This window comes from Pseudomonas sp. B14(2017), assembly GCF_002113255.1.
Classification (GTDB): domain Bacteria; phylum Pseudomonadota; class Gammaproteobacteria; order Pseudomonadales; family Pseudomonadaceae; genus Aquipseudomonas; species Aquipseudomonas putida_Z.
The window spans coordinates 39459-59963 of sequence record NZ_NEJY01000005.1; the positions used below are offsets into that span (position 1 = coordinate 39459).

Annotated in this window: 19 protein-coding genes and 1 pseudogene; 10 read left to right on the top strand and 10 right to left on the bottom strand. The window is 64.1% G+C overall.

Annotated features, from left to right (window positions below; all coding sequences use genetic code 11):
• Positions 1-16 precede the first annotated feature (16 nt).
• From CAG34_RS06070 to dadA, 3 genes are all read right to left on the bottom strand, one after another.
• Positions 17-565, bottom strand: coding sequence for a cupin domain-containing protein (locus CAG34_RS06070; protein ID WP_013974777.1), 549 nt, complete (start codon positions 563-565; stop codon positions 17-19).
• Between the two features lie 109 nt (positions 566-674).
• Entirely contained in the window at positions 675-1748 is a 1074-nt protein-coding gene (alr, locus tag CAG34_RS06075; protein ID WP_085588789.1) for an alanine racemase, read from the bottom strand.
• A 148-nt stretch (positions 1749-1896) separates the two neighbouring features.
• Positions 1897-3201, bottom strand: a complete 1305-nt coding sequence (dadA, locus tag CAG34_RS06080; RefSeq protein WP_013974779.1) for a D-amino acid dehydrogenase — start codon at positions 3199-3201, stop codon at positions 1897-1899.
• A gap of 156 nt (positions 3202-3357) precedes the next feature.
• On the opposite strand from dadA, the gene dadR reads away from it, so the two are divergent.
• Positions 3358-3846, top strand: coding sequence for a transcriptional regulator DadR (dadR, locus tag CAG34_RS06085; RefSeq protein WP_003258963.1), 489 nt, complete (start codon positions 3358-3360; stop codon positions 3844-3846).
• A 2-nt stretch (positions 3847-3848) separates the two neighbouring features.
• Here dadR and CAG34_RS06090 read toward each other — a convergent pair whose 3' ends face one another.
• Complete coding sequence (locus CAG34_RS06090) at positions 3849-4202, bottom strand: YkgJ family cysteine cluster protein (protein ID WP_013974780.1); 354 nt, start codon at positions 4200-4202, stop codon at positions 3849-3851.
• 198 nt (positions 4203-4400) lie between these two features.
• On the opposite strand from CAG34_RS06090, the gene CAG34_RS06095 reads away from it, so the two are divergent.
• On the top strand, positions 4401-5693 hold the full coding sequence (locus CAG34_RS06095; RefSeq protein WP_085588791.1) for an FAD-binding oxidoreductase: 1293 nt from the start codon (positions 4401-4403) through the stop codon (positions 5691-5693).
• 135 nt (positions 5694-5828) lie between these two features.
• Here the strand turns inward: CAG34_RS06095 and CAG34_RS06105 are convergent, their stop codons facing one another.
• Entirely contained in the window at positions 5829-6059 is a 231-nt protein-coding gene (locus CAG34_RS06105) for a DUF1127 domain-containing protein (protein WP_039612328.1), read from the bottom strand.
• A 178-nt stretch (positions 6060-6237) separates the two neighbouring features.
• Here CAG34_RS06105 and CAG34_RS06110 point away from each other — a divergent pair, with 178 nt between their 5' ends.
• Together CAG34_RS06110 and CAG34_RS06115 are read left to right on the top strand one after the other, a co-directional pair.
• Positions 6238-7668 carry a PLP-dependent aminotransferase family protein gene (locus CAG34_RS06110; protein WP_170929250.1) on the top strand — a complete coding sequence of 477 codons (1431 nt, stop codon included), beginning with the start codon at positions 6238-6240 and terminating at the stop codon, positions 7666-7668.
• A gap of 60 nt (positions 7669-7728) precedes the next feature.
• On the top strand, positions 7729-9285 hold the full coding sequence (locus CAG34_RS06115; RefSeq protein WP_085588796.1) for a phospholipase D family protein: 1557 nt from the start codon (positions 7729-7731) through the stop codon (positions 9283-9285).
• Between the two features lie 119 nt (positions 9286-9404).
• On the opposite strand, the gene CAG34_RS06120 is transcribed toward CAG34_RS06115, so the two are convergent.
• Complete coding sequence (locus CAG34_RS06120; RefSeq protein WP_085588798.1) at positions 9405-10544, bottom strand: MFS transporter; 1140 nt, start codon at positions 10542-10544, stop codon at positions 9405-9407.
• Positions 10545-10746: 202 nt separating this feature from the next.
• Positions 10747-12240 carry an aldehyde dehydrogenase gene (locus CAG34_RS06125; protein WP_013974786.1) on the bottom strand — a complete coding sequence of 498 codons (1494 nt, stop codon included), beginning with the start codon at positions 12238-12240 and terminating at the stop codon, positions 10747-10749.
• Between the two features lie 196 nt (positions 12241-12436).
• On the opposite strand from CAG34_RS06125, the gene CAG34_RS06130 reads away from it, so the two are divergent.
• Positions 12437-12796 carry a cupin domain-containing protein gene (locus CAG34_RS06130; RefSeq protein ID WP_085588800.1) on the top strand — a complete coding sequence of 120 codons (360 nt, stop codon included), beginning with the start codon at positions 12437-12439 and terminating at the stop codon, positions 12794-12796.
• Between the two features lie 169 nt (positions 12797-12965).
• Here the strand turns inward: CAG34_RS06130 and rpmG are convergent, their stop codons facing one another.
• Both rpmG and rpmB read right to left on the bottom strand, forming a co-directional pair.
• Positions 12966-13121, bottom strand: coding sequence for a 50S ribosomal protein L33 (rpmG, locus tag CAG34_RS06135; RefSeq protein ID WP_003253507.1), 156 nt, complete (start codon positions 13119-13121; stop codon positions 12966-12968).
• A gap of 10 nt (positions 13122-13131) precedes the next feature.
• On the bottom strand, positions 13132-13368 hold the full coding sequence (gene rpmB, locus CAG34_RS06140; RefSeq protein WP_003258972.1) for a 50S ribosomal protein L28: 237 nt from the start codon (positions 13366-13368) through the stop codon (positions 13132-13134).
• A 361-nt stretch (positions 13369-13729) separates the two neighbouring features.
• Between rpmB and CAG34_RS06145 the strand changes: the two genes are divergently transcribed.
• Positions 13730-15337 carry an ABC transporter substrate-binding protein gene (locus CAG34_RS06145; protein ID WP_085588802.1) on the top strand — a complete coding sequence of 536 codons (1608 nt, stop codon included), beginning with the start codon at positions 13730-13732 and terminating at the stop codon, positions 15335-15337.
• A gap of 123 nt (positions 15338-15460) precedes the next feature.
• On the opposite strand, the gene radC is transcribed toward CAG34_RS06145, so the two are convergent.
• Entirely contained in the window at positions 15461-16141 is a 681-nt protein-coding gene (gene radC, locus CAG34_RS06155) for a DNA repair protein RadC (RefSeq protein WP_025341108.1), read from the bottom strand.
• Between the two features lie 128 nt (positions 16142-16269).
• Between radC and coaBC the strand changes: the two genes are divergently transcribed.
• The 4 genes and pseudogenes from coaBC to argB all read left to right on the top strand — a co-directional run bounded on the left by coaBC (position 16270) and on the right by argB (position 20390).
• Positions 16270-17481, top strand: coding sequence for a bifunctional phosphopantothenoylcysteine decarboxylase/phosphopantothenate--cysteine ligase CoaBC (gene coaBC, locus CAG34_RS06160; RefSeq protein WP_085588804.1), 1212 nt, complete (start codon positions 16270-16272; stop codon positions 17479-17481).
• 5 nt (positions 17482-17486) lie between these two features.
• Positions 17487-17942, top strand: coding sequence for a dUTP diphosphatase (gene dut, locus CAG34_RS06165; RefSeq protein ID WP_015272329.1), 456 nt, complete (start codon positions 17487-17489; stop codon positions 17940-17942).
• A gap of 144 nt (positions 17943-18086) precedes the next feature.
• A pseudogene (locus CAG34_RS06170) lies at positions 18087-19454 on the top strand (phosphomannomutase/phosphoglucomutase); the annotation flags it as partial.
• A gap of 30 nt (positions 19455-19484) precedes the next feature.
• A complete protein-coding gene (gene argB, locus CAG34_RS06175) occupies positions 19485-20390 on the top strand; it encodes an acetylglutamate kinase (RefSeq protein WP_003258198.1) in 906 nt (301 codons plus the stop codon).
• Positions 20391-20505: the final 115 nt, after the last annotated feature.

Below are 20505 nucleotides of genomic sequence, written 5' to 3' on the forward strand. Positions count from 1 at the left end.
AATGCACTGCGCTGGATCAAAAGTTTGAAGGCGTCGCCGCACTGATCAGCCGCGCCGGCCGGTCGAACGGGTTGCGAAAGCGGTGCGGACGGGTGCTTTCGAAGTAGTAGCTGTCGCCCTCTTCAAGGATGAAGATCTCGTTGCCGACCACCAGCTCCAGGCGGCCTTCGAGCAGGATGCCGGTTTCTTCGCCGTCATGGGTAAGCATTTCGGCCCCCGTATCGGCACCCGGTGGATACACCTCGGTGAGAAAGGCGATGGCACGGTTGGGGTGCGACTTGCCGACCAGCTTCATGGTCACCGCCCCGTCGGAGATATCGATCAGCTCATGGGCCTTGTAGACGATCTGCGTGGGGCTTTCAGGTTCCAGTTCGACCGAGAAGAACTCGACCATGGACATGGGAATGCCGCTCAGCACCTTGCGCAGCGAGCTGATCGACGGGCTCACGCTGTTCTTCTCGATCATCGAGATGGTGCTGTTGGTCACGCCGGCACGCTTGGCGAGTTCACGCTGGGACAGGCCCTTGAGCTTGCGGATGGCTTGCAGTCGTTCGCCGACGTCCAAAGCTGGAGCCTCCTGAAACGGTGGAAAGGGGGGTGGATGTGAACGATATCATGGCAATGCCGTTCAGTATTTACAACACACCGCCCTTCAACCTGTCCGCTTCAGCGTGTCATTCGCCGACGTAGTCCCGAGGTACCCGCTTCAGGTTGCAGAAAATCTGGTACGGAATGGTACCCGCGTGCGCCGCCACTTCAGTGGCCAGCACATGCTTGCCCCACAGTTCGACGGGGCTGCCGACGGTGGCTTCCGGCACGTCGGTCAGGTCGATGCTGAGCATGTCCATCGACACCCGGCCGATCAGTTGGGTGCGCTTGCCGGCGACCAGCACCGGGGTACCGTTGGGCGCCTGGCGCGGGTAGCCATCGGCATAGCCCATGGCAACCACACCAACGCGGGTTGGCCGTGGGCTGACGAACTTGGCGCCGTAGCCCACCGGCTCGCCGGCAGGCAGCTCGCGCACGCTGATCACCCGCGATTGCAGGGTCATCACCGGTTGCAGGCGCTCGGCCTCGGCCTGGGCCACTTCGAACGGTGTGGCACCGTACAGCATCAGGCCCGGGCGCACCCAGTCGCTGGGGGCCTGCGGCCAGCCAAGCACACCGGGGGAGTTGCGCAGGCTGCACTCCGCGGCCAGGCCCTGGCGAGCGGCCTCGAACACGGCGATCTGCTGGGCGGTAGCGTCGGCATCCAGTTCGTCGGCGCGAGCGAAGTGGCTCATCAGCACGATGCGCGCGACCTTGCCGCTGGCCAGCAGGCGCTGGTAGGCCTCGTGGTAGTCCTTGGGGTGCAGGCCGACGCGGTGCATGCCGCTGTCGAGCTTGAGCCAGACGGTGAGCGGCTTGTGCAGCTGGGTCTTTTCGATCGCTTCCAGTTGCCACAGCGAGTGCACCACGCACCACAGGTCGTGTTCGGCGATCAGGGCCAGTTCGCTGGCTTCGAAGAAGCCTTCCAGCAGCAGCACCGGGGCCTTGATACCGGCGGCGCGCAGCTCCAGCGCTTCTTCGATGCAGGCCACGGCAAAGCCGTCGGCTTCGGCCTCCAGGGCCAGGGCACAGCGCACGGCGCCGTGGCCGTAGGCGTCGGCCTTGATCACGGCGAGGGCTTTGGCACCGGTCAGTTCACGGGCCAGACGGTAGTTATGGCGCAGGGCCTGGAGGTCGATCAGGGCGCGGGCGGGACGCATGGCGGCTGCCTTATGGTGGTTCACAGGTTGAAAACGGTGTTGGGTTCTTCGCGGGCTCGCCCGCTCCCACAGGTACTGCACAGTTTTCAATATCTGTGGTGTTCCTGTGGGAGCGGGCGAGCCCGCGAAGAGGCCGGTACAGGCGAACTTACTGCTGGTGAGCCGGCGCAGTCTGCCCGTGCTTGGCCACTTCCGGGCTGTTGCCATAACGGGAAATGTCCAGGCCTTCGGCACTGATCTGCGGCTTCTTGCGCGCAATCAGGTCGGCCAGCAGGCGACCGGAGCCGCACGCCATGGTCCAGCCCAAGGTGCCGTGACCGGTGTTCAGGAACAGGTTGCGGAACGCCGTGGCACCAACGATCGGCGTGCCGTCCGGGGTCGCCGGGCGCAGGCCGGTCCAGAAGCTGGCCTGGCTCAGATCACCGCCGCGAGGATAAAGGTCGTTGACGATCATCTCCAGCGTTTCGCGCCGACGCGGGTTCAGCGACAGGTCAAAACCGGCAATTTCAGCCATGCCGCCGACGCGGATACGGTTGTCGAAACGGGTAATGGCGACCTTGTAGGTCTCGTCGAGAATGGTCGAGGTCGGGGCCATGTCGGCGTTGGTAATCGGCACGGTCAGCGAGTAGCCCTTCAGCGGGTACACCGGGGCCTTGATGCCCAGCGGCTTGAGCATCTGCGGCGAGTAGCTGCCCAGCGCCAGCACGTAACGGTCGGCGGTTTCCAGCTTGCCGTCGATCCACACGCCATTGATGCGGTCACCCGCGAAGTCCAGGCGCTGGATGTCCTGGCCGAAGCGGAACTCCACGCCCAGCTTCACGGCCATTTCGGCAAGCTTGGTGGTGAACAGCTGGCAGTCGCCAGTCTGGTCGTTTGGCAGGCGCAGGGCGCCGGCCAGGATGTCCTTGACGCCAGCCAGGGCCGGCTCGACGCGGGCAATGCCGTCGCGGTCGAGCAGCTCGTAAGGCACGCCGGACTGCTCCAGCACGGCAATGTCCTTGGCCGCGGCATCCACCTGGGCCTGGGTACGGAACAGCTGGGTGGTGCCCAGGCTGCGGTTTTCGTAGGCGATGCCGGTTTCGGCGCGCAGTTCGTCGAGACAGTCACGGCTGTACTCGGACAGGCGCACCATGCGCTCCTTGTTCACCGCGTAACGGCTGGCGGTGCAGTTGCGCAGCATCTGTGCCATCCACAGGTACTGGTCGACGTCGCCGGTGAGCTTGATGGCCAGAGGCGCGTGGCGCTCCAGCAGCCATTTGATGGCCTTCAGCGGCACGCCTGGGGCGGCCCAGGGCGAGGCATAGCCGGGCGAGATCTGGCCTGCGTTGGCAAAGCTGGTTTCCATGGCCACCGCCGGCTGGCGATCGACCACCGTTACTTCGAAACCTTGCCGGGCCAGATAGTAGGCACTGGCGGTTCCGATCACACCGCTACCAAGTACCAGAACTCGCATCGTTTTATCCCTCGCACGCGGCGCGCCGCAGACTTTTATTGAAATGGCATGAATGCGCGCAGTATAGGAATTTGAAGGCAGTGCAATTCACTATATAAAAGCCTATTATTGGCGAGAATTCTCGGCAAAATCGCCTTTCACGGAGGGGCATCCCCTATGAGAACCCAGCACCAGAGCAAGCGTGAACTGGACAAGATCGACCGTAACATCCTGCGTATCCTGCAGAATGACGGGCGTATTTCCTTCACCGAACTGGGCGAGAAAGTTGGGCTTTCCACCACCCCTTGCACCGAGCGGGTCCGCCGCCTGGAGCGCGAGGGCATCATCATGGGCTACAACGCCCGCCTGAACCCGCAGCACCTCAAGGGCAGCCTGCTGGTGTTCGTGGAAATCAGCCTGGACTACAAATCGGGCGACACCTTCGAGGAGTTCCGCCGCGCGGTGCTGAAACTACCCCACGTACTGGAATGCCACCTGGTTTCAGGCGACTTCGACTACCTGGTGAAGGCGCGTATTTCCGAGATGGCCTCGTACCGCAAGCTGCTCGGCGACATCCTGTTGAAGCTGCCGCACGTGCGCGAATCGAAGAGCTACATCGTGATGGAAGAGGTGAAGGAGAGCCTTTGCCTGCCGATCCCGGACTGAAGTCAGACCAGCACCTGGCGGGTGGTGGCAATGAACTGGTGGACCAACTGCTCGGCAGCGGGCTCGATCATCTGTTCAGGGCCACGGCCACGCGGGCAGGCCAGGCGCGGGGTGGTGCCGAACAGGCGGCAGATCATCGGGCGCTCTTCATACACCGTGCAGCCGTTGGGGCCCAGGTGCACACAGTCCAGGCGCTCCAGGGCGGCGTCCTGCTCGGCCTGGGACTTGCGCGGCAGGCGGGCCATTTCTTCCGCCGAAGTGGTGACCGGGCCGCAGCAGTCGTGGCAGCCGGGCTCGCACTCGAAGGAAGGGATGAGTTCGCGCAGGAAGTGGATCTTGTGGCGGTTGCAGGACATGGCAAGGTACAAGTTTGAGAGCTGAGGTTGGATTATAGGGCCAATCGCCGGCAAGCCGGCTCCCACAGGTACCCCGCCGGTCTCAAGTGCCACGCGGACCCTGTGGGAGCTAGCTTGCCGGCGATGAGGCCGGTTGCCCCTCCCCAAAGCCCCGGCTTATCCTCCTCCCCTCAGCCCACCAGCCTCAGGACCTGCCCAATGATCCACAGCGCGCAGCACGCCGCCTCCTATTACGCCGCCAGCAGCGCGCCACACCCCGACCACTCCTTCCTGCAAGGCGAGCACAGCGCCGACGTGTGTATCGTCGGCGGCGGCTACTCGGGCCTGAACACCGCCATCGAGCTGGCCGAACGCGGCTTCTCGGTCATCCTGCTGGAAGCGCGCAAGCTCGGTTGGGGCGCCAGCGGGCGCAATGGTGGGCAGCTGATCCGTGGCGTCGGCCACGGCCTGGAACAATTCCTCCCGGTCATCGGCGAGGAAGGCGTGCGCAGCCTGAAACTGATGGGCCTGGAAGCCGTGCAGATCGTCCGCGAGCGGGTCGAAAGGCATGCCATCGCCTGCGACCTGACCTGGGGTTACTGCGACCTGGCCAACAAACCCGCCGAACTGCTGGGCTTTGCGGAGGATGCTGAAGAACTGCGCAGCCTCGGCTACGCACATGAACTGCGCCTGGTCGGCAAGGACGATATCCACAGCGTGGTCGGCGCCGACTGCTATGTCGGCGGGCTGGTTGACATGGGCTCCGGGCACCTGCACCCGCTCAACCTGGCACTGGGTGAGGCTGCCGTGGCCAGCCGCCTGGGCGTGAAGCTGTTCGAGCAGTCCGAGGTCACACGCATCGACTACGGCCCGGAAGTACAGGTACACACCGCCCAGGGCCGGGTGCGCGCCAAGACTCTGGTGCTGTGCTGCAACGCCTACCACAACGACCTCAACCGCGAACTGGGCGGCAAGGTGCTGCCAGCCGGCAGCTACATCATCGCCACCGAGCCGCTGGGCGAGGAACGTGCCCGTTCGCTGCTGCCGCAGAACATGGCGGTGTGTGACCAGCGGGTGGCACTGGACTATTACCGCCTGTCCGCCGACCAGCGCCTGTTGTTCGGCGGTGCCTGCCACTATTCAGGCCGCGACCCGAAGGACATCGCCGCCTACATGCGGCCAAAGATGCTCAAGGTTTTCCCGCAACTGGCCGACGTGCGCATCGACTACCAGTGGGGTGGCATGATCGGCATCGGCGCCAACCGCCTGCCACAGGTTGGCCGCCTGGCCAGCCAGCCGAACGTGTATTACGCCCAGGCCTACTCCGGCCATGGGCTCAACGCCACCCACCTGGCTGCGCGCCTGCTCGGCGAAGCCATCAGCGGCCAGGAAAGCGGGCGGTTCGACCTGTTTGCCAAGGTGCCGCACATCACCTTCCCCGGCGGCCAGCACCTGCGCTCGCCGCTGCTGGCGTTGGGGATGCTGTGGCATCGCCTGAAGGAGCTGATCTGAGCCACCGCGCCTGCCCTGTGGGAGCGGGCATGCCCGCGAACACCGGCAAAGCCGGTGCCAGCCACCGCGTCGCCTGTTTCGCGGGCACGCCCGCTCCCACAGGGACTGTACAGGCTTCAAAAACCGGTATGAGCTTCAGTCCTTCCAGAAGGGCTTACGCCCCTCGGTCCGGGCCTGCTCCCAGCTCAGCCCGATATCGCGCAACTCGTCATCGGTCAACTGCAGCAGCGCCCTGCGGGTGTGCCAGCGATGCAGCATCAGCCCCCAACGCCCCAACCCTTCCGGCGCGTTGAACACCTTGGCTTGCTGCCCGGCTTCCAGTTCCTTGGCCAACAGTTGCAAGCGCACATCGCTCATGCCACCCATCACCGCATCCTCTCGTTCAGTTGATACCGTGGTGAAAGCATGCGCGTCGACAGCACCGGCAATACAGATCCAATACAGCCTTATTATTCCCATACAGAATTGGCCGCAGGCCGACTGAATGCTGTATTTTCAGTGCAACTGTACCGGTCGCCACGCTATTGCAGCGAAGGAGTATGCCGTGACCCTTTACCTGAACCTCGCCGAGCTGCTCGGTGCGCGCATTGAACAGGGCCTCTACCGCCCCGGCCAGCGCCTGCCGTCAGTGCGCGCCCTGAGTGTGGAGCACGGGGTCAGCCTGAGCACCGTGCAGCAGGCCTACCGCATGCTGGAAGACAGCGGCATGGTCTCGCCCCGGCCCAAGTCCGGCTACTTCGTCAACGACCACCGCCATCTGCCAGCCCTGCCCGCCGTCAGCCGCCCGGCCCAGCGCCCGGTAGACATCTCGCAATGGGAGCAGGTGCTGGAACTGGTGCGCAGCACCCCACGCCAGGGCGTGATCCAGCTCGGCCGCGGCATGCCCGACATCGACAGCCCCACCCTCAAGCCACTGCTGCGCAGCCTCGCCCAGCTGAGCCGGCGGCAGGACATGCCCGGCCTGTACTACGACAACATCCACGGCAACCTGGCCCTGCGCGAACAGGTGGCCCGGCTGACGCTCGACTCCGGCTGCCGCCTGGGCCCGGGCGACCTGGTGATAACCACCGGCTGCCATGAGGCGCTGTCATGCAGCATTCGCGCGGTGTGCGAGCCGGGCGATATCGTCGCGGTCGACTCCCCCAGCTTCCACGGCGCCATGCAGACCCTCAAGGGCCTGGGCATGAAAGCCCTGGAAATCCCCACCGACCCGGTCACCGGCATCAGCCTGGAGGCGCTGGAGCTGGCCCTGGAGCAGTGGCCGATCAAGCTCATCCAGATCACCCCCAGCTGCAACAACCCGCTCGGCTACATCATGCCCGAGGCCCGCAAGAAGGCCCTGCTGAGCCTGGCCCAGCGCTACGACGTGGCGATCCTCGAAGATGATGTATACGGCGACCTGGCCTACACCTACCCGCGCCCACGCACCCTCAAGTCGTTTGACGACGACGGCCGCGTGCTGCTTTGCAGTTCGTTCTCCAAGACCCTCGCCCCCGGCCTGCGGATAGGCTGGGTGGCGCCCGGTCGTTATCTGGAGCGGGTGCTGCACATGAAGTACATCAGCACCGGCAGCACGGCCAGCCAGCCGCAGTTGGCCATTGCCGACTTCATCGCCGGCGGGCACTACCAACCCCACGTGCGGCGCATGCGCAGCCAGTACCAGCGTGGCCGCGACCTGATGAGCGACTGGGTAACCCGCTACTTCCCGGCGGGCACCCGGGTCAGCCGGCCGCAAGGTGGCTTCATGTTGTGGGTGGAATTACCCGAACATTTCGATACGCTGCGCCTGAACCGGGCTTTACTGGAGCAGGACGTACAGGTTGCCGTGGGCAGCATCTTTTCGGCCTCGGGCAAGTTCCGCCACTGCCTGCGCATGAACTTCGCCGCGCGGCCGACGCCGCAGATCGAAGCCGCCGTGCGCAAGGTTGGTGAAACCGCCCTTCGTCTACTGGATGAAGAAAGCGCCGGCGCGTAACTTTGCGCCGCCCGCCACGGTCCAACCTATCAAGCCTTTGCTGCACAGGACGATCCACCCTTGAGACTCCAGCGAGCCCTGCCTCTGCTGCTGGTGCTACTGCTCGGCCTCGCCGGCTGCGCCAGCGTCGGCACGCCCCGCGAAACCAGCCAGGCGCTGCCGGCCAACGACTCGGCCTTCGGCCGTTCGGTTCTGCGCCAGGCCGCTCCCTACGGCGGCCGCTCGGGCTTTCGCCTGCTGCCCAACAGCAACGAGGCGTTCCGCGCCCGCGCCGAACTGATCCGCAACGCCCAGGCGAGCATCGACTTGCAGTACTACATCGTCCACGATGGCCTCAGCACCCGCGCCCTGGTGCATGAACTGCTGCGCGCCGCCGACCGTGGCGTGCGCGTGCGCATCCTGCTCGACGACACCACCAGCGACGGCCTGGACGTCATCATGGGCACCCTCGATGCCCACCCGAACATTCAGATACGCGTGTTCAACCCGCTGCACCTGGGCCGCAGCACCGGCGTGACGCGCGGTGTGGGCCGCCTGTTCAACCTGTCGCGCCAGCACCGACGCATGCACAACAAGCTGTTCCTGGTGGACAACAGCATGGCCATCGTCGGCGGGCGCAACCTGGGCGATGAGTATTTCGATGCCGAACCCAACCTCAACTTCACCGACATCGACTTGCTGGGCGTCGGCCCGGTGGCCGAACAGCTCGGCCACAGCTTCGACCAATACTGGAACAGCGCCCTGAGCCGGCCGATTACCGACTTCCTCTGGCGCGACCCGGATGCCAGCGACCTGCGCGCCAGCCGCCACCGCCTGGAAGTTTCACTGGCCGAAGCCAGGACCCAGCGCAAAGCCCTGTATGACCGCTTGATGGCCTACCAGTCGCAGCCACGCCTGGATGTGTGGCGCAACGAGCTTATCTGGGCCCATGCCCAGGCGCTGTGGGATGCGCCGAGCAAGGTGCTGGCCGATGACGAACCGGACCCGCAACTGCTGCTGACCCAGCAACTGGCCCCTGACTTGAGCAAGGTGCAACACGAGCTGATCCTGGTATCGGCGTACTTCGTGCCCGGCGAGTCCGGCCTGCTGTACCTGACCCACAGCGCCGACGCGGGCATATCGGTCAAGCTGCTGACCAACTCGCTGGAGGCTACCGACGTGCCGGCGGTGCATGGCGGCTATGCGCCGTATCGGCGGGCGCTGCTGGAGCATGGCGTGCAGCTGTACGAGCTGCGCCGCCAACCAGGCGACCCCAGCGCCCGGCACAGCTTGAGCTTCCATGGCAGTTCGGACTCGAGCCTGCACAGCAAGGCGATCGTGTTCGACCGGCGCAAGACCTTCATCGGCTCGTTCAACTTCGACCCGCGTTCGGTGTTGTGGAATACCGAGGTCGGGGTGCTGGTGGACAGCCCGGAGCTGGCCGAGTACACCCGCGCGCTGGCGGTACAGGGCATGGCCCCGGCCTTGAGCTATCAGCCGACGCTGGTGGGTAACCAGATGGTGTGGGTGACCGAGGAAAATGGCAGGCGGCGCATGCTCACATCCGAACCGGGCGGGATGTGGCGGCGGTTCAATGCCTGGATCAGCAAGGCGGTAGGCTTGGAGAAGATGCTGTAGCTGATGGCCTCATCGCCGGCAAGCCAGCTCCCACAGGGACTGCACAGCATTCAAGGCCTATGGAGAACCTGTGGGAGCTGGCTTGCCGGCGATGGGGCGCAAAGCGGCCCAAAAAACCATCAGGCAGAGGCAGGCTCGAAGGCCCCGCGCCGCCGGGTCAACACCACCAACCCCGCGGCCCCCGCCGCCATCAGCAACGGCAACGCATGCCCGCTGATCCACTGGCTGCCTGCCCCGGCCAGCAGCGGCCCGAGCAGGCAGCCAATACCCCACAGCTGCGCCACATGGGCGTTGGCCCGCACCAGCGCATCATCCCGGTAGCGCTCACCAATCAGCACCAGCGACAAGGTGAACAAGCCCCCCGCACTGGCCCCGAACAGCACCCACAGCGGCCAGATCGCCGGTGTATGCAGCAGCAACGGAATCGCCAGGCTGGATACTAGCAGGGTCACCGCACAGCCGGTGAACAGGGCGCGCCGCGACATATGGTCGGCCAGCGCACCGATGGGCAGTTGCAGCACCGCATCGCCCACCACCACGGTACTGACCATGAACAGGGCGATTTCAGTGGTAAAGCCTTGCTGCAGGCAATACACCGGCAGCAAGGTAAGGATCATCGCCTCGAACGAGGCAAATAGGGCAATGGCCCAGGCGATCACCGGCAAGCGCCGGCAGAAGGCGAACAGGTCGCCGAAGGTGACGCTGCAGGCCTCTGTGCTGGGTGCCCCGCCACGGCCCAGGAGAATCAGCGGCGCCACCAGCAGCAGGCCGGTAGCGGCCCAGAAGCCGAAGTCGTCATCCGAGCCGAGAAAGCCCAGCACCAGCGGCCCGGCCAGCTGGCTGAGCGCATAGCTGCTGCCATACAGCGCCACCAAGCGGCCGCGCCATTGCTCGATCACCAGTTGGTTGATCCAGCTTTCGCCGAGGATGAACACCACGGTCAGTGACATACCGATCAGCAGCCGCAACAGCAGCCACAGCGGGTAGCTGGGCAGCAGTGCGACCAGGCCGATCGACAGCGCCCCGCCCCACAGGCACAGGCGCATGGCCGAGGGCACGCCGACCCAGCCGGCCAGGCGGCTGGCCAGGCTGGCACCTACCAGCACGCCCAGCGCCGGCATTGCAGCCATCACGCCGATGGCGAAGCTGCCGTAGCCCCAGGCCTCCAGGCGCAGGGATACCAGCGGCATGCTCACGCCGAGTGCCAGCCCGACGCTTAGCACCGATGCCAGTACGGCGAAGTAGGTACCCCAACGCATTGCAGCCTCCCAGGCAGAATTCTTGAACAGCAAAAACGACGAAGCCGGGGCAGCGTGAGCCGACCCGGCTATTTTTGGGGCTGCTGTGCAGCCCATCGCCGGCAAGCCCAGCTCCCACAGGTACAGCGCTGGCCTCAAGGGCTGCGAATAACTTGTGGGAGCTGGCTTGCCGGCGATTGGGCCGCAACGCGGCCCCCTGGGATTACAACTTGATCCAGGTCGCCTTCAGCTCGGTGTACTTCTCCAGCGCATGCAGCGACTTGTCACGGCCGTTGCCCGACTGCTTGAAGCCACCGAACGGCGCGGTCATGTCGCCGCCGTCGTACTGGTTGACCCAGACGCTGCCAGCACGCACGGCACGGGCGGTCTTGTGGGCCTTGGAGATGTCCGAGGTCCAGATGCCAGCGGCCAGGCCATACGGCGTGTCGTTGGCAATGGCGACGGCTTCTTCGGCGGTATCGAAAGCGATCACCGACAGCACCGGGCCGAAGATTTCTTCCTGGGCGATCTTCATGGCGTTGGTCACGCCGTCGAAGATGGTCGGCTCGACATAAGTGCCACCGGTTTCTTCCAGGGTGCGCTTGCCGCCGGCCAGCAGCTTGGCGCCGTCCTTGTGGCCAGCCTCGATGTACGACAGCACGGTGTTCATCTGCTGGGTGTCGACCAGGGCACCGACAGTGGTCTGTGGGTCCAGCGGGTTGCCTGGCTTCCAGCCTTTCAGGGCCTCGACCACCATCGGCAGGAACTTGTCCTTGATCGAACGCTCGACCAGCAGGCGCGAGCCGGCGGTGCACACTTCGCCCTGGTTGAAGGCGATGGCGCTGGCGGCAGCTTCGGCGGCAGCTTGCAGGTCCGGAGCGTCAGCGAAGACAATGTTCGGGCTCTTGCCGCCGGCTTCCAGCCAGATGCGCTTCATGTTCGATTCGCCCGCGTAAACCATCAGCTGCTTGGCGATCTTGGTCGAACCGGTGAATACCAGGGTGTCGACGTCCATGTGCAGGGCCAGGGCCTTGCCCACGGTGTGGCCGTAGCCTGGCAGCACGTTCAGCACGCCAGCCGGGATACCGGCTTCGATGGCCAGCTGGGCGATGCGAATGGCCGTCAGCGGCGATTTTTCGGACGGCTTGAGCACTACCGAGTTACCGGTGGCCAGGGCCGGGCCGAGCTTCCAGCAGGCCATCAGCAGCGGGAAGTTCCACGGTACGATGGCACCGACCACACCCACCGCTTCGCGGGTGACCAGGCCGAGCTGGTCATGCGGGGTTGGGGCGACTTCGTCGTAGACCTTGTCGATGGCTTCGGCAGTCCAGTGAATGGCATTGGCCGCGCCAGGTACGTCGATGCTGGAGGAGTCGCCGATCGGCTTGCCCATGTCCAGGGTTTCCAGCAGCGCCAGCTCTTCGACGTTCTTGCGCAGCAGGTCGGCGAAGCGGATCAGCTTGGCCTTGCGCTTGGCCGGGGCCAACTGCGACCACACGCCGGAGTTGAAGGTGGCACGGGCGTTTTCCACAGCGCGGTTGGCATCGGCCAGGTCGCAGCTGGCAACCTTGGCCAGGAAGCGTCCGTCGACCGGGCTCAGGCACTCGAAGGTTTCACCGGATGCGGCATCGGTGTATTCGCCGTTGATGAAGGCACGGCCTTCGATCTTCAGTTGCTGGGCACGTTGTTCCCAGTCCGCACGAGTCAGGGTGGTCATACGAAACTCCTCCTCTTGTATAGGTGCAACGCCGCACTGAGGACTCACAGGCGTTGTCAGAATTCTGCCCAAGCGTCGAGGGCATTTTAGCTACCGACACCCTAAACCAGCCCGTGTAAACTATCAATATATTTGACACGAATGGCTCAAAAGCCTACTCATGTGCATTTTATTAAACAACAACAGGAGCCGAACCATGAGCATCGACAGCATCATCGACTTCGCGCAGGTCATTACCGAGGCCGAACGCTACCGCCCGGCGGCGGAAAAAATCCTCAAGGGCGAGCCCGACCAGGCTGTCTACAACCATTATTCCAGCCCCTGCGGGCAGTTTGCCGCGGGCGTGTGGGGAGGCGAGGTGGGGCAGTGGACGGTGAACTACACCGAGCATGAGTACTGCGAGATCGTCCAGGGCGTTTCGGTGCTGCGTGACCAGGATGGCGGAGCCAAGACCCTGCGTGCCGGTGATCGGTTTGTCATCCCGGCCGGATTCAAGGGCACCTGGGAGGTGCTGGAGCCTTGCCGCAAGATCTATGTGATGTTCGAGCAGAAATGATTTGAGGCTGTGCCGGCCTCTTCGCGGGTGAACCCGCTCCCACAAGGATTTCACCGCCCTAAAGGCTTGTGATGTACCTGTGGGAGCGGGTTTACCCGCGAAGAGGCCAGCACAGGCATAAAAAAACCCGCCTCCTTTCGGATGCGGGTTTTTTCAGGTCGCCGATCAATTACTTGATCTTGGCTTCCTTGTACACCACGTGCTTGCGAACAACCGGATCGTATTTCTTGATCTCGATTTTGTCCGGAGTGGTGCGCTTGTTCTTGTCGGTGGTGTAGAAGTGGCCAGTGCCAGCACTCGAAACCAGACGGATCAATTCACGCATGACGTTCTCCTTAGAACTTTTCGCCGCGAGCGCGCAGCTCGGCCAGCACTACGTCGATACCACGCTTGTCAATAACGCGCATGCCTTTGGCAGATACGCGCAGACGCACGAAACGCTTCTCGGATTCAACCCAGAAACGGTGGTGCTGCAGGTTCGGCAGGAAACGACGACGGGTTTTGTTGTTTGCGTGGGAAATGTTGTTCCCGGTTACTGGACCCTTACCAGTAACTTGACAGACTCTCGACATGACTCAGCCCTCTAAAACCACATGCCCAACCCGGCATGGGTTGGCCGCTTAATCTCTCAGTCTTTGGCGCCTAGGCGCCGTGATTCTGGAGGTCTTATCGACCGGATCCGCTTATGCGACAGGCCGAGCCCCTAGAAAAGAGCGCTGCTTTATACCAGAAAGACTTGGCCGCAACAACATTAGATGCACATTGTCACGAGCCGGAACGCGCCGGGCCAGCATAGCGGCAGGCCCCGCCAGCCGTCGACCGCCCGTCGCCAATTTTGTAAAAAAGGGTGTGGTCATTTTCCGACGGGCACACTAGGGTAGGCCTTTTCCAGACTGCACTGGCAGATGGGCCACTGACAGCCAAGGAGCCACTATGCGTGCTGCCGCCCTTTCCTTATTGTTCAACTCCTTGTTCGCCGCCGGCGCCCTGTTCGCCGCCGGCGTTGCCCAGGCCGCCCCGCTGAGCGTCTGCAGCGAGGCCAGCCCCGAAGGCTTCGACGTGGTGCAGTACAACTCGCTGACCACCACCAACGCCACGGCCGATGTGCTGATGAACCGCCTGGTGGAGTTCGACGCGGCGCAAGGCAAGGTGGTGCCGAGCCTGGCGACCAGTTGGACGGTATCGGCCGACGGCCTGATCTACGACTTCACCTTGCGCGATGACGTGAAATTCCACACCACCGCCTACTTCAAGCCAAGCCGCGCACTGAACGCCGACGATGTGCTGTTCAGCTTCCAGCGCATGCTCTACCCCGCCCATGCCTGGCACAAGACTGCGCCAGGCGGCTACCCGCATGCCCAGTCGCTGCAACTGGGCAGCCTGATCAAGGCAATCGAGGCGCCGGCACCGAACACCGTGCGCTTCACCCTCAGCCACCCGGACGCCACCTTCCTGGCCACCCTGAGCATGGGCTTCGCCTCGATCTACTCCGCCGAGTACGCCGACAAACTGCTCAAGGCCGGCACGCCGGAGAAGCTCAACAGTCAGCCGGTCGGCACCGGGCCGTTCATCTTCCAGCGCTTCCAGAAGGACGCCGTGGTGCGCTATCGCGCCAACCCCGACTACTTCGCCGGCAAGCCGGCGGTCGACCCGCTGATCTTCGCCATCACCACCGATGCCAACGTGCGCCTGCAGAAGCTCAAGCGCGGCGAGTGCCAGGTCGCGTTGTCGCCCAAGCCGCTGGACATCGCCGAAGCCGGCAAGGACGGCAACCTCCAGGTGGCCACCACCCCGGCGTTCATGACCGCCTTCGTCGCCATCAACAGCCAGCACCCGCCGCTGGACAAGCCGGAAGTGCGCCAGGCCATCAACCTGGCCTTCGACAAGCAGGCCTACCTCAAGGCCGTGTTCGAAGACTCCGCGGTGGCCGCCAACGGCCCCTACCCGCCCAACACCTGGAGCTACGCCAAAGACCTGCCCGGCTACCCGCTGGACCTGAAGAAAGCCAAGGCCCTGCTGACCAAGGCCGGCCTGGCCGAGGGCTTCAGCACCACGATCTGGACCCGCCCGTCGGGCAGCCTGCTCAACCCCAACCCCAGCCTCGGTGCGCAGATGCTGCAGGCCGACCTGGCCAAGATTGGCGTCAAGGCAGAGATCCGCGTGATCGAGTGGGGCGAGCTGATCCGCCGCGCCAAGGCGGGCGAGCATGACTTGCTGTTCATGGGTTGGGCGGGTGACAACGGCGACCCGGACAACTTCCTCAGCCCGCAGTTTTCCTGCGCAGCGGTGCAGTCGGGGACCAACTTCGCACGCTTCTGCGACAGCCGCCTGGACCAGTTGATCAGCGCCGGGCGCACCACCAACGACCAGAGTGTGCGCAGCCGGCTTTACCAGCAGGCACAGACGCTGATCCAGCAGCAGGCGCTGTGGGTGCCGCTGGCGCACCCCACGGCGGCGACCCTGCTGCGCCAAGGGGTCGAGGGGTACCAGGTGAGCCCGTTCGGGCGGTTGGATTTCAGCAAGGTGTCAGTGAACAAGTAAGCCTGCACCGGCCTCTTCGCGGGCTTGCCCGCTCCCACAGGGACAGCACAACACTCAAGGTTGGCGCGATACCTGTGGGAGCGGGCGAGCCCGCGAAGAGGCCGGGACAGGCAGCACAAATGCCTAAGCCACAATCCACCCATGCTCGACCATCGACAGCGGCTCCCCGTCACCGATGATGATGTGATCCAGAACCCGCACATCGATCAACGCCAGCCCCCGCTTCAGCGACAGGGTCAAGTGCACATCGTCCTGGCTGGGCTCACTGTTGCCCGAGGGGTGGTTGTGGCACAGGATCAAGGCCGCTGCGTTATGCAGCAATGCCCGCCGCACCACTTCCCGCGGGTAGACGCTGGCCCGATCTATCGTGCCTCGGAAGAGAATCTCAAACGCCAACGGCCTGTGCTTGGTATCGAGAAAGAGGCACCCGAACACCTCGCTGACTTCATGTCGCAGCATCGCTTTCAAATAGCGCCTCACCGTTGCCGGGCTGTCCATCGCGGATTCACGCTCAATCGAAGTTGCAAGGTGCCTGCGCCCGATCTCCAGCAGCGCCTGCAGCTGGCTGAACCTCACCGGGCCCAACCCAAGCTCGCCGACGAAAGCCTCACGGTCGGCCTCCAGCAACTGGCGCAAGCCCCCGAACTTCACGAGCAGACCTCGCGCCAGCTCCACGACATTGCGCCCACGCACACCTGAGCCGAGAAATACAGCCAGCAATTCGGCGTCCGTCAGGCTACCGGCCCCACGCTGCAGCAACTTCTCCCTCGGCCGCTCTTCAGCCGGCCACTCCCTGATATTCATCCCGCCCCTCTGCCTTTGCTGCGGCCCATTTCGGCCCTGTGTTAATCTATTTCGCCTCGTACATGCGACGTTCTGCCGCAGGCATTTTCAAACGTCGCCGCCCGCTCTCACTGGAAAAAGGCAAGCCTATGCAGCGGCTGTATCGCAAGCGCATCGTTCTCGGCGTGGGTGGCGGCATTGCCGCCTACAAAAGCGCCGAACTGATTCGCCGACTCCTGGAGCACGGCGCGCAGGTGCGCGTCGTCATGACCCGTGGTGGTGCAGAGTTCATCACCCCGCTGACCCTGCAGGCGCTGTCGGGCCACCCGGTGCACATGGACCTGCTCGACCCTGCCGCCGAAGCGGCCATGGGCCACATCGAACTGGCCAAATGGGCCGACCTGGTGCTGATCGCCCCGGCCACCGCCGACCTCATGGCGCGCATGGCCCAAGGCATGGCCGACGACCTGCTGACCACCCTGGTGCTGGCTACCGATGCCACCGTCGCCGTGGCCCCGGCCATGAACCAGGCCATGTGGCGCGACCCGGCCACCCAAGCCAACCTCGAACTGCTCAAGAGCCGTGGCATCCAGGTGTTCGGCCCGGCGTCCGGTAGCCAGGCCTGTGGCGATGTCGGCCTGGGCCGCATGCTCGAAGCCACCGACCTGGCCTGGTGTGCCGCGGAAAGCTTCAAGCGCCAGGCACTGACCGGCAAGCACGTGCTGATCACCGCCGGCCCGACCCAGGAAAACATCGACCCGGTGCGCTACATCACCAATCATAGCTCCGGCAAGATGGGCTTCGCCCTGGCCGAAGCAGCCGCCGAAGCCGGGGCTCGGGTGACCCTCGTCACTGGCCCGGTGCACCTGCCAACCCCCGACCGGGTCAGCCGTATCGACGTGGTCAGCGCGCGGGACATGCTCGCGGCCTGTGAAGCGGCCATGCCGTGCGACCTGTTCATCGCCTCTGCGGCGGTTGCGGACTACCGCCCGGAAGTCGTTGCCACGCAAAAATTGAAGAAAGATCCTACGACCGGCGACGGCATGCTGCTGCAGATGGTGCGCAATCCCGATATCCTTGCCACCATCGCTGGCCGCGCCGACCGCCCGTTCAGCGTCGGTTTCGCCGCCGAGACCGAGCACTTGCTCGATTACGCCACGCGCAAGCTCAAGGACAAGAACCTCGACCTGATCGTCGCCAATGATGTGGCCAACCCCAGCATCGGCTTCAACAGCGAGGAAAACGCCTTGACCGTGATCGACCGCCAGCAGCACCAGACCCTCTTCGCGCAGACCAGCAAGGGCAAGATTGCCCGGCAACTGCTCGCCTTCATCGCCGAACGGCTCAATCAGGTTCAATAAGTTACATGCACGCTCTTCAAGCCAAGATCCTCGACCCACGCCTGGGCACCGAATTCCCCCTGCCGCAGTACGCCACCCCCGGCTCCGCCGGCCTGGACCTGCGCGCCCTGCTCAAGGAAGACACCGTCCTCGAGCCAGGCCAGACCCTGCTGATCCCCACCGGCCTGTCGATCTACATCGGCGACCCGGGCCTGGCGGCGGTAATCCTGCCGCGCTCGGGCCTGGGCCATAAGCACGGCATCGTGCTGGGCAACCTGGTCGGGCTGATCGACTCGGACTACCAGGGCGAGTTGATGGTGTCGTGCTGGAACCGCGGCAACACCCCGTTCACCATCGCCGTTGGCGAGCGCATTGCCCAGCTGGTGCTGGTACCGGTGGTACAGGCCCATTTCGACATCGTCGAAGCGTTCGATGAAAGCCAGCGCGGTGCTGGCGGCTTCGGCCATTCCGGCAGCCACTGAGCCGAGAAATGACCGTTCAGGCCAAGGATGGCGAACTCTCTGGCGAAACCACCGTCCAAGCGTTCAGTTTGCGCCTGCCCAGAAAGCCTTTGACTAATGGAGCTTCCAGAGATGAACGACATGGCCCACCTGGTACCCGCCGCACTGCCAGACAGCATTTTCCGCGCGTATGACATTCGCGGCGTGGTCGGCAAAACCCTTCACGCCGAAACCGCCTACTGGATCGGCCGCGCCATCGGCGCGCAGAGCCTGGCCCAGGGCGAACCGAAGGTTTCGGTCGGCCGCGATGGCCGCCTGTCCGGCCCGATGCTGGTCGAACAGCTGATCAAGGGCCTGGTCGATGCCGGCTGCCAGGTCAGCGACGTCGGCCTGGTGCCCACCCCGGCGCTGTACTACGCAGCCAACGTGCTGGCCGGCAAGTCCGGTGTGATGCTGACCGGCAGCCACAACCCGTCGGACTACAACGGCTTCAAGATCGTCATCGCCGGCGATACCCTGGCCAACGAACAGATCCAGGCCCTGCTGACGCGCCTGAAAACCAACGACCTGACCCGCGCCGAAGGCCGCGTGGAAAAGGTCGAGATCCTTGACCGCTACTTCCAGCAGATCGTCGAAGACGTGAAGCTGGCCAGGAAGCTCAAGGTGGTAGTGGACTGCGGCAACGGTGCCGCCGGCGTGGTCGCGCCGCAACTGATCGAAGCCCTTGGCTGCGAAGTGATCCCGCTGTTCTGCGAGGTCGACGGCAACTTCCCCAACCACCACCCGGACCCGGGCAAGCCGGAAAACCTCGAAGACCTGATCGCCAAGGTCAAGGAAACCGGCGCCGACATCGGCCTGGCCTTCGACGGTGACGGCGACCGCGTCGGCGTGGTGACCAACACCGGCAGCATCGTCTACCCAGACCGCCTGCTGATGCTGTTTGCCCAGGACGTGCTATCGCGCAACCCGGGCGCCGAGATCATCTTCGACGTCAAATGCACCCGTCGCCTGACCCCGCTGATCGAGCAGCACGGCGGCCGCGCTCTGATGTGGAAGACCGGTCACTCGCTGATCAAGAAGAAGATGAAGCAGACCGGCTCGCTGCTGGCCGGCGAGATGAGCGGTCACATCTTCATCAAGGAACGCTGGTACGGTTTCGACGACGGCATCTACAGCGCTGCACGCCTGCTGGAGATCCTCAGCAAGGCCGGGCAGAGCGCCGAAAACCTGTTCGCCGCGTTCCCGAACGATATTTCCACGCCGGAAATCAATATTGATGTGACCGACGAGGGTAAATTCAGCATCATTGATGCACTGCAACGCGACGCCGACTGGGGCGAAGCCAACCTGACCACCATCGACGGTGTGCGGGTGGATTACGCCCACGGCTGGGGCCTGGTTCGCGCCTCCAACACCACCCCGGTGCTGGTGCTGCGCTTCGAGGCCGACAGCGACGCCGAATTGCAACGTATCAAGGATGTTTTCCGTACTCAGTTGCTGCGGGTTGAGCCTGAGCTGCAACTGCCGTTCTGACCGACTATCTGTTCCTTACAGGAGCCCTGCATGACCCTCGATCGCGATGCCGCTTCCCATGTAGCCGAGGTTTTGTCCGAAGCACTGCCTTACATCCGCCGCTTTGTCGGCAAGACCCTGGTGATCAAGTACGGCGGCAACGCGATGGAGAGCGAGGAGCTCAAGACCGGCTTCGCCCGTGACATCGTGCTGATGAAGGCTGTGGGCATCAACCCGGTGGTGGTCCACGGTGGTGGCCCGCAGATCGGCGACCTGCTCAAGCGCCTGTCGATCGAAAGCCACTTCATCGACGGCATGCGCGTCACCGACTCGGCGACCATGGACGTGGTGGAGATGGTGCTGGGTGGCCAGGTCAACAAGGATATCGTCAACCTGATCAACCGCCACGGCGGCAGCGCCATCGGCCTGACCGGCAAGGACGCGGAGCTGATCCGCGCCCGCAAGCTGACCGTCAGCCGCCAGACGCCCGAGATGACCACCCCGGAAATCATCGACATCGGCCACGTTGGCGAAGTGGTAAGCGTGAACACCGACCTGCTGAACATGCTGGTGAAGGGCGACTTCATCCCGGTGATCGCGCCGATCGGCGTGGGTGCCAATGGTGAGTCGTACAACATCAACGCCGACCTGGTGGCAGGCAAGGTAGCCGAAGCGCTGAAGGCCGAGAAGCTGATGCTGCTGACCAACATCGCCGGCCTGATGGACAAGCAGGGCGAGGTACTGACCGGCCTTACCACCGAGCAGGTCAACGAGCTGATCGCCGACGGCACCATCTACGGCGGCATGCTGCCGAAGATCAAGTGCGCGCTGGATGCGGTGCAGGGCGGCGTCAACAGCTCGCACATCATCGATGGCCGCGTGCCGAATGCGGTGCTGCTGGAGATCTTCACCGACAGCGGCGTGGGTACCCTGATCACCAACCGCAAGCAGCGCTGATTGGTTGGTTAGCCTGCACTGGCCCTATCGCCGGCAAGCCAGCTCCCACAGAGATCCCACAAGATTCGAAACCTGTGGGGTATTTGTGGGAGCTGGCTTGCCGGCGATGAGGCCG

What these genes read in the sequence shown, in the direction of transcription:
- alr (WP_085588789.1), bottom strand. Translation starts at nt 1,748, where the DNA reads ATGCGTCCCGCCCGCGCCCTGATCGACCTCCAGGCCCTGCGCCATAAC.
- dadA (WP_013974779.1), bottom strand. Translation starts at nt 3,201, where the DNA reads ATGCGAGTTCTGGTACTTGGTAGCGGTGTGATCGGAACCGCCAGTGCC.
- dadR (WP_003258963.1), top strand. Translation starts at nt 3,358, where the DNA reads ATGAGAACCCAGCACCAGAGCAAGCGTGAACTGGACAAGATCGACCGT.
- CAG34_RS06090 (WP_013974780.1), bottom strand. Translation starts at nt 4,202, where the DNA reads ATGTCCTGCAACCGCCACAAGATCCACTTCCTGCGCGAACTCATCCCT.
- CAG34_RS06095 (WP_085588791.1), top strand. Translation starts at nt 4,401, where the DNA reads ATGATCCACAGCGCGCAGCACGCCGCCTCCTATTACGCCGCCAGCAGC.
- CAG34_RS06105 (WP_039612328.1), bottom strand. Translation starts at nt 6,059, where the DNA reads ATGGGTGGCATGAGCGATGTGCGCTTGCAACTGTTGGCCAAGGAACTG.
- CAG34_RS06120 (WP_085588798.1), bottom strand. Translation starts at nt 10,544, where the DNA reads ATGCGTTGGGGTACCTACTTCGCCGTACTGGCATCGGTGCTAAGCGTC.
- CAG34_RS06125 (WP_013974786.1), bottom strand. Translation starts at nt 12,240, where the DNA reads ATGACCACCCTGACTCGTGCGGACTGGGAACAACGTGCCCAGCAACTG.
- CAG34_RS06130 (WP_085588800.1), top strand. Translation starts at nt 12,437, where the DNA reads ATGAGCATCGACAGCATCATCGACTTCGCGCAGGTCATTACCGAGGCC.
- rpmG (WP_003253507.1), bottom strand. Translation starts at nt 13,121, where the DNA reads ATGCGTGAATTGATCCGTCTGGTTTCGAGTGCTGGCACTGGCCACTTC.
- rpmB (WP_003258972.1), bottom strand. Translation starts at nt 13,368, where the DNA reads ATGTCGAGAGTCTGTCAAGTTACTGGTAAGGGTCCAGTAACCGGGAAC.
- CAG34_RS06145 (WP_085588802.1), top strand. Translation starts at nt 13,730, where the DNA reads ATGCGTGCTGCCGCCCTTTCCTTATTGTTCAACTCCTTGTTCGCCGCC.
- radC (WP_025341108.1), bottom strand. Translation starts at nt 16,141, where the DNA reads ATGAATATCAGGGAGTGGCCGGCTGAAGAGCGGCCGAGGGAGAAGTTG.
- coaBC (WP_085588804.1), top strand. Translation starts at nt 16,270, where the DNA reads ATGCAGCGGCTGTATCGCAAGCGCATCGTTCTCGGCGTGGGTGGCGGC.
- dut (WP_015272329.1), top strand. Translation starts at nt 17,487, where the DNA reads ATGCACGCTCTTCAAGCCAAGATCCTCGACCCACGCCTGGGCACCGAA.
- argB (WP_003258198.1), top strand. Translation starts at nt 19,485, where the DNA reads ATGACCCTCGATCGCGATGCCGCTTCCCATGTAGCCGAGGTTTTGTCC.